Here is a 570-nt window from a genome sequence, read left to right as displayed (position 1 = left end):
AGACTTCGTCGGGGTCGAGCCGGCGGAGTTCTTCTGCGAGGCAGTCCTTGAGGCTGCGGCGCGGAAGGGCAATGCGCTGGGCAGGCTGTCCCGGCTGGGTCAGTTCCGCCACGGACAGGCCCGGCCGGAACAACTGCACGTCGCCGCTGGCCCGCGTCAACCGCACCCGCCGAATGCCCGTTCCTGCGGGGTCGGCCACAATAGTGACCGGTGCCTGCAGCGCCAAGGTCAACCACGCCGCCAGCAGGAGCGTGCTGGGTGAATCCGACGCGCCTTCAACGGCGATGGCCGACACGGGATCGCTGTCCACCTGGTCCAGCACCGCAGCGAGTTGGATGCGCCAGTTGGTCAGGCGGGTCCAGGCGAGGTCGGTGTCGCCGGCTTTGTAGGTTCGGCGGATGTTCTCCAGGGCCTGGGCGGGGTCCGGTTCGTTCGCGGAGTCGGTGATCCGGCGGTGCGCGATCGCCCCAATGGACGTCTCGCATGCGCTTTCCGGTGCCCCGTTCGGCCACCAAGCCACGATCGGGGCGTCCGGAAGCAGCAGCGCAGCCACCAGGGACTCGCTTTCGT

Annotated in this window: 1 protein-coding gene; it reads right to left on the bottom strand. The window is 68.9% G+C overall.

What is annotated here, in order from left to right; all coding sequences use genetic code 11:
- Positions 1-570: glucose-6-phosphate dehydrogenase assembly protein OpcA (locus OCL88_RS21110; protein ID WP_264963845.1), on the bottom strand; the 570-nt coding region annotated here is incomplete at both ends.

This window comes from Paenarthrobacter sp. PAE-2 (assembly GCF_026013155.1).
GTDB lineage: Bacteria > Actinomycetota > Actinomycetes > Actinomycetales > Micrococcaceae > Arthrobacter > Arthrobacter ureafaciens.
The sequence above is the reverse complement of the archived record's forward strand: the minus strand, read 5'-3'. Positions and strand labels throughout refer to the sequence as shown.